A 5,868-nucleotide genomic window follows, 5' to 3' on the forward strand; every position below is an offset into this window, starting at 1 on the left:
TGAGGTGGTTGGAAAAGGGGCCGCCCTCGACGGACGACCCCCAGCACTCAAATCACTCGTTACTACAAGCATCAGTGTCGCCCATAGGGGCGGCGCTTTTGCGACGCTCGCGCACAAAAATAAAGGTATCTTTGTGGAGCCTTGGGGGCCTTACGCCGCACCTCCAAATTGCGCCCTGTATTTCATGCCAACGGTATCGATGTGGATTGGTTGGCACTGTCTCGAAGTCACAGTACGACCCGACGGCCGCTCAGGAGTGAGGTGCGCACAGACCGCCGGCACGTCGACCAACAACGCTTTTAGCTGAGGTTGAGCCGTGAGTTGGCAAAGCGGCTCGGCCGGCCTCTCTGAGGGGCGGCAGCGAGGGATTGCGGGTGTTGACGGGGTGCATTCAGCTAGGGCCGATTTGCGGACAGTACTTGGGGGCACCCCGCTGAAAGCGGCCGTCCCCAGAAATCGGCACTTAGAGTTTTGCGTGTTCTTGCAGCATCACGATCTATATACCCATCCAACAAGACTCTTCCAAAGACCATAGGGTGCCAAGGGAACCAATTTGTCGCTCTTTCTCATGGACTATTTTCAGCAACTCCTTGTTCAGACGCTCGCCAACCTGCCGATGATGGATTTCCCGATGAGCCGTGGGCGTCATTGCTGCGCAGTTCCTAGGGCCCTCTAGTCCGCCATCGGCGCGACGATTGATGGGCTATACCTCCAAATTGGGAAGTCCTGGCGTTGTTAAGAACGATGCTGGATCGCCGGTTTGTTCGCAAAAGCCATTTGCCCTCGCAAGCATGTATCGCCGTATAGCTACGCTCCCTAGGCGACGACGTACCTTGGCTTCTTTCCAGTTATCTGCATCCTCTGGCAAAACGGCGTTGAAAGCCTGCTGACGTAGCTCCGACAACGTAACTCCCCGCGATATCGGCAAATCGATTTCGTCTTCTTCGTTGAATGCCGTTACTGCTCCACTGCCAATCGGCAGAAGGTGAAACCTGATAGTCTTGCGCAGGTCGCCGTCGCGGTCGGGACCTTCTTGAAAGTCGTAAGTAGCGCACTCAAATTCACCAATGAATTTAACGGGCTGGCGCTTTCCCAAAGCCTCGAGCAGGAGAAGCATTTTGCCATCTTGGACGTCGCAGTGCACCCATTCGAGGATTTCTTGCATTACAAAACTTCTATGCCGCTCTGGAAAGATCAGAGATGCCCGCGTAATTAGGACAAAGAAGCCTGAGGCAAACGGAGAGCGGTTCAGTCGGTTAATCACTTTCCTGATCCCGAATACTCACCTAATAAGAGACCGCAGATTTGGAAACTGATTCAGCATTCGACGCACGCGAAACGGGGTTCGCAGCGCTCATCCAGGAGTTGGACAGGAAAAGCCGCTTGGGCGAGTCTGTTACGCTGGGTGACACAATCGACGATGCGGGCGCACGGATGCATGGGGCTGCGATCCTATTGATGGCGCTGCCTGAATGCATTCCCCTGCCCATACCCAGCTTCGGGGCGATATTGGGCGTGCCTCTGATTGCCGCTTCCGCGCATTTGGCACTTTACGGCGAACGAGGAGTGCTGCCAGCTCGCGCCCGCAGTATCACAATACCGCACCGGATGATCGCGGTGATGTCACGTTATCTGATCGGGCCGCTTCGCTGGGTCGAACAGATGAGCCAACACAGGCTGTCGGTGCTGGCACGCCGTGAACGACTCATCGGACTCTTATGCCTGCTGATGTCGCTACTGTTGCTCCTGCCAATCCCGTTTATAAACGCTCTGCCTGCCATCGCACTTGTGTGCCTATCGTGGGGGCTTATGCAGCGCGATGGGCTATTTATCGGCGTGGGGATCTTCGTTTCAGCGACCGTTGTACTGACCCTTTTTACCATGGCTGATCTATTTGCATCGCTCCTCGATTGACGGGCCGCTGCCGAAGCCAATCAAGCCAATCACATATCAAAATCTTGGATAATTCAGCCCGACTCGAAAAGAGCAATCCAGCTGCTATAGTGCGTTTTAAAAGCGGATTTTTGGGGGATATCTAAGTCCGCCGCAAGGCCAGCCTGTCAGATTAACAACTCTTAGTATGAGGAGCATTAGTGCGGTCACCAGACATGGGGAGATGCTTGCGCAGCGTTTGGTAGCCGGGGAATGCCCCAGGAAGAGACGCGGTCGAGCATGAAAGTGGTGCTTCAGTTCGTCAAGATGGAACGGCTCAAGCGCCGCAGTGGCACCGCCAGCTTGATCACTATTATTACACTTGCACTCTAAGCCTGATACAATGCTAGTTCAAAGTCGTTAAGATAGAATAGTTGATCAATATAGTCAGGCTTATTCGGTGTAAGGAAAACCATTTAGAACACAGGAGTGCAAACCATGAAGAACCCAGAAGACATGACGGTTGCGGAGATAAAGGCACTGCGAGACACACTCAACAGGCTGGAGAACGCTAAGCTGCAAGAGGAGATTTCCAATGTTAAGAAGGCAGCAACTGACTTGATTGAGAAGGCTGGCTACACAGTGGCGCAGGTTTTTGGTGGCGCTAAATCTAATGGAAAAGCGACTCGTTTGAGAGCAAAGGAGAAGATGAAATATCGTGATTATTTTGGTAAGAACTTCGTTCGGGCTGATGGTAACTGGACAGATGAAGAGAAGTCTGAGTACACCCAGAACTACATCGACTGGAAGCAATCGAACCCAGAGTAAGGAGAGGATATAGCACCATGGTAGATATCTACAATATGACGACAGTCGAACTAAAAGAGCTGCGTGAGAAGATAGACACTATAGAATCTGCGAAGCGCAAAGATGAGATTTTAGCAGTAAGGAAGGCCTGTGTAGATCTTATCACGGAAGCAGGCTTTACTGTGGCGGATATCTTTGGCGGGGGTACCAAGGTCAAGTCAACGGGTACTGGGCAACGTGCAGCTAAGATCAATTATATCGATGATGAAGGTAAGCACTGGAACCGTAAGTCTCGTGTATGGACAGACAAGGAAGCTGCCAAATATCATGAGAACATGAAGAACCATACGATGTAAGAGAAGGCACCCTCTTGTGTAGATCATTGGGGGCAATCCAGTTTAACGGGAGTATCCGACACTCTGGGCGTGTCACGCGGAGTGGGTCTGTGCCATCCAAAGCAAACCAACCATAAGCAGCGTGGATGAGACCGCACAAGCCATCGTGCGGACGGTGTTCCAGAGCGTCCAGCGAGGGACATAGACGCGATGCCAGTAGTCGCGGGTTACGTCGTCGGACAGGTCCATGCCCGCGAGCGCTTGGTTCGTCGGCACATTGAATGCGATCGTCACTCCAAAACAGCCGATGAAATAAATCACGTCGGCAGGAGCGATCAAGGATGCCCCCGGCCCGCTCAGATGGACCATGCTGCAGCCAAACACCAGAATTGAGACCAGCGCGAGGCCCAGAAACAGAGACATAAATATCCAGCGGAAGACTTCACGGTTGATGACTTGCATGGCTTCGATGCCACCTATGCCATCTGTGTGGGTATGAGACCGCATTATGAAGTCCGAAAAAGCGAGAAAGACACCACCGACCAGCGCATAGGCAAGAAGGGTAAATTGGGCGAGAAGGAAAAACCAGACAGACATGGGACCGTCCTTTCGTAAATGTGTGTGGGAGAGGTGGAGCGCTGAAGCGCGCCCCAGTAATTTCAATGCATGATTGCGTAGAGGAGCGTCGTCTCGCAGTGGCTGTCCGCCCAAAGATCGACGACAGAAAGCTGGCTTTTCCACCGGCCGATGACCTGTCCTGCACAGTCATCTCGGATGCCCTCTATCGCGTAGCGGTAGGCAAGATTGGCATTCTGGAATTCGACTGCTGTCAGGCCTTCCATGAGGCGATCATCGAAGGTTGGCATCAGCCCAAAGACTGTACGCGGACATCGAAGACATAGTCGCGCGTGATGATCACGTCCTGTCGGTTTCCAAGGACCGACACATGGCCGGAAAGAAAGTGGTCAAAATCATAGGCCAGTAAGATTTCGAAGATTCCGAAGTAGGCGTTTATATCGGAGGTCGTCCCAAAGTTCATGAACGGCGCTTCGCCGGGCGTGATCGTGTCGATTGCCATCAGAAATTTTTCCTTAGGCAGGAAGATTGTAACGTCGGTGTCTTCGGCGTGGAATTTTGCGGCTTTAAGCTCGATCTTGACCCCGTCGATTGTCATATCCAGTGCCGCATCGAAGACTTGTGTAGGGGCCAAGATACCCTCAAGCGGGAAGTCTTTCAGCGTCTTCGCCACTTTGGCGGCTGTCACGACTTCAAACCCATCGATGTCGCCAAAGTTGTAGCCGCCGCCGTTATGGTCGCGGTGGCCATGGCTCATGATAAGATGCGTGATCGACATATCGGGCGCCGTCATTTCGATCACCGTCCGCAGGTTTTGCCCAAAGCTTGGCGGGGCGTCGAGGACAACCACGCCGTCGTCGGTCACGATAAAGGCAGACTGGTAGACAAGGTCAGTGACGAAGAAGAGGCCTGGCTCGATCTCGCTGACATGCAGGCCGAAATTGGGATTAATACCGGCCGCACGCGCGCGCATTTCGGGCAGTTCGCAGGCAAAGTGCCGGAAGCTGTCGGGATGATCGACCTCGAGTGAAATCGTGTTTGCAGGATTGTGGTCAGGTCTGGCCATGGATGCCGGCGCAAAGCCAGTGATGGCCGCGACCGCAATCGCGGAAACGGTGATTAAGCTATTCATTTTGAATTCCCTTGATTTGGTTACGATGGCCAAGGGATAGGAAACTGCGGCGCCAACAGTATTGGCTGCTGCGGCCAAGGAATTGACCGCCGCTGCCAAAAATAGCCGTCTTAGGTCTTCAACTTCTCTTTGCGATAGGTTGCCGGCGTGTGCCCGACCCAGCGTTTGAAGGGGCGGTTGAACGAGCTTTGCTCTGAGCAAACCTGTCAGAAAGGCTATCTTGGCAAGAGAGGAACGTTCATCTCTCAGCAGGCCTTCGGCAAGTTCACGGCGCGTGGTTTAGGTCAGGTTTTGGAAGGTCATTGCGTCCTTTGCAGGGCGCCTGTGCAGAGATCGCACACTCATCCCAAGACGCCGGGCGATCTCGTCCATCTTGGGCAGTCCCTCACCAAGGGCGCGGGCAATGAAGTCCTTGGTGTGCTCGATCAGCGACCCCATATCGCCCATCAATTCCATTTCACGGTCGGGGTGCCCAAGCAGGAAGTCCGTGATCCCTTTGTCACCGAGTTTGTTGGAGGCAGTCAGGACGTCGGGTGAGATCAGCAGAGCATCGCGATCTGAGCCGAAGTAGACCGGGCATCCAACGAGCTTCGATTGGCGTCCAGCAAGGTACCCTCAGGCGAAAGTAGGCCAATGAAACCCTGCACGAGATCACAGATGCCTCGGTTTTGATCACTGCCAAATTTGATATCCAGTGAAGATGACATCTAGCGCCTCTCAATCTGGGGCAATTGGGTCGCTTTATAGCTGCAAAATCTAGCGTAACATTAAGTAGACATTTACCAAATGCAACGCCTTCGTTGACAGGTTGCCGGTGCTTTTGGGGTCCTGGCCTGTTCCTCCTGAATGACCCAGTTTCGAGATTTATGGGTGATAGGCCAAGGCTAGGTAGTCACAGGCGTATTGGCTGAGGTAATTGATGATGCTGTTGAGCGGCAGTCAGCTGTTGATGCGCTTTACATCTGTTGCAAGCATGTAGCCAATCCCACGCACCGTTTTGATCAGCAGCGGCGAGGTCGGGTCCAGTTCGATTTTCCTGCGCAACCGGGCTACCTGATTGTCAATCGCGCGGTCCAGCGGTGTCCATTCGATGCCATGCAGCAAATCCATGATCCTATCGCGGGACAGCATCCTCTTTGGATTACG

The 5,868-nt window shown here is 53.4% G+C and carries 9 protein-coding genes; 3 read left to right on the forward strand and 6 right to left on the reverse strand.

Translation table 11 applies throughout. The annotated features are described in order from the left end of the window. Nucleotides 1-703: 703 nt before the first annotated feature. Nucleotides 704-1,165 carry a hypothetical protein gene (locus tag Q1B15_RS03530; RefSeq protein WP_299750234.1) on the reverse strand — a complete coding sequence of 154 codons (462 nt, stop codon included), beginning with the start codon at nucleotides 1,163-1,165 and terminating at the stop codon, nucleotides 704-706. A 140-nt stretch (nucleotides 1,166-1,305) separates the two neighbouring features. Here Q1B15_RS03530 and Q1B15_RS03535 point away from each other — a divergent pair, with 140 nt between their 5' ends. The 3 genes from Q1B15_RS03535 to Q1B15_RS03545 all read left to right on the forward strand — a co-directional run bounded on the left by Q1B15_RS03535 (nucleotide 1,306) and on the right by Q1B15_RS03545 (nucleotide 3,035). Beyond that, nucleotides 1,306-1,914, forward strand: a complete 609-nt coding sequence (locus Q1B15_RS03535) for an exopolysaccharide biosynthesis protein (protein WP_299750237.1) — start codon at nucleotides 1,306-1,308, stop codon at nucleotides 1,912-1,914. Between the two features lie 456 nt (nucleotides 1,915-2,370). Then, the gene (locus Q1B15_RS03540; protein WP_299750240.1) at nucleotides 2,371-2,700 is read left to right on the forward strand and encodes an H-NS family nucleoid-associated regulatory protein; all 330 of its coding nucleotides are present in this window, start codon (nucleotides 2,371-2,373) and stop codon (nucleotides 2,698-2,700) included. 17 nt (nucleotides 2,701-2,717) lie between these two features. Beyond that, nucleotides 2,718-3,035 (forward strand): H-NS family nucleoid-associated regulatory protein, encoded by a 318-nt coding sequence (locus Q1B15_RS03545; protein WP_299750243.1) that lies wholly within the window; start codon nucleotides 2,718-2,720, stop codon nucleotides 3,033-3,035. A gap of 72 nt (nucleotides 3,036-3,107) precedes the next feature. On the opposite strand, the gene Q1B15_RS03550 is transcribed toward Q1B15_RS03545, so the two are convergent. The 5 genes from Q1B15_RS03550 to Q1B15_RS03570 all read right to left on the reverse strand — a co-directional run. Beyond that, nucleotides 3,108-3,611, reverse strand: coding sequence for an anthrone oxygenase family protein (locus Q1B15_RS03550; protein WP_299750246.1), 504 nt, complete (start codon nucleotides 3,609-3,611; stop codon nucleotides 3,108-3,110). A 62-nt stretch (nucleotides 3,612-3,673) separates the two neighbouring features. Continuing rightward, the gene (locus Q1B15_RS03555; protein ID WP_299750249.1) at nucleotides 3,674-3,856 is read right to left on the reverse strand and encodes a hypothetical protein; all 183 of its coding nucleotides are present in this window, start codon (nucleotides 3,854-3,856) and stop codon (nucleotides 3,674-3,676) included. Between the two features lie 23 nt (nucleotides 3,857-3,879). Beyond that, on the reverse strand, nucleotides 3,880-4,722 hold the full coding sequence (locus tag Q1B15_RS03560; RefSeq protein WP_299750252.1) for an MBL fold metallo-hydrolase: 843 nt from the start codon (nucleotides 4,720-4,722) through the stop codon (nucleotides 3,880-3,882). A gap of 279 nt (nucleotides 4,723-5,001) precedes the next feature. Then, complete coding sequence (locus tag Q1B15_RS03565) at nucleotides 5,002-5,178, reverse strand: hypothetical protein (RefSeq protein ID WP_299750255.1); 177 nt, start codon at nucleotides 5,176-5,178, stop codon at nucleotides 5,002-5,004. A gap of 483 nt (nucleotides 5,179-5,661) precedes the next feature. Further along, a partial coding sequence (locus Q1B15_RS03570) for a helix-turn-helix domain-containing protein (protein WP_299750258.1) occupies nucleotides 5,662-5,868 on the reverse strand: 207 nt, incomplete at its 5' end.

This window comes from uncultured Boseongicola sp. (assembly GCF_937988555.1).
Lineage (GTDB): Bacteria > Pseudomonadota > Alphaproteobacteria > Rhodobacterales > Rhodobacteraceae > Boseongicola.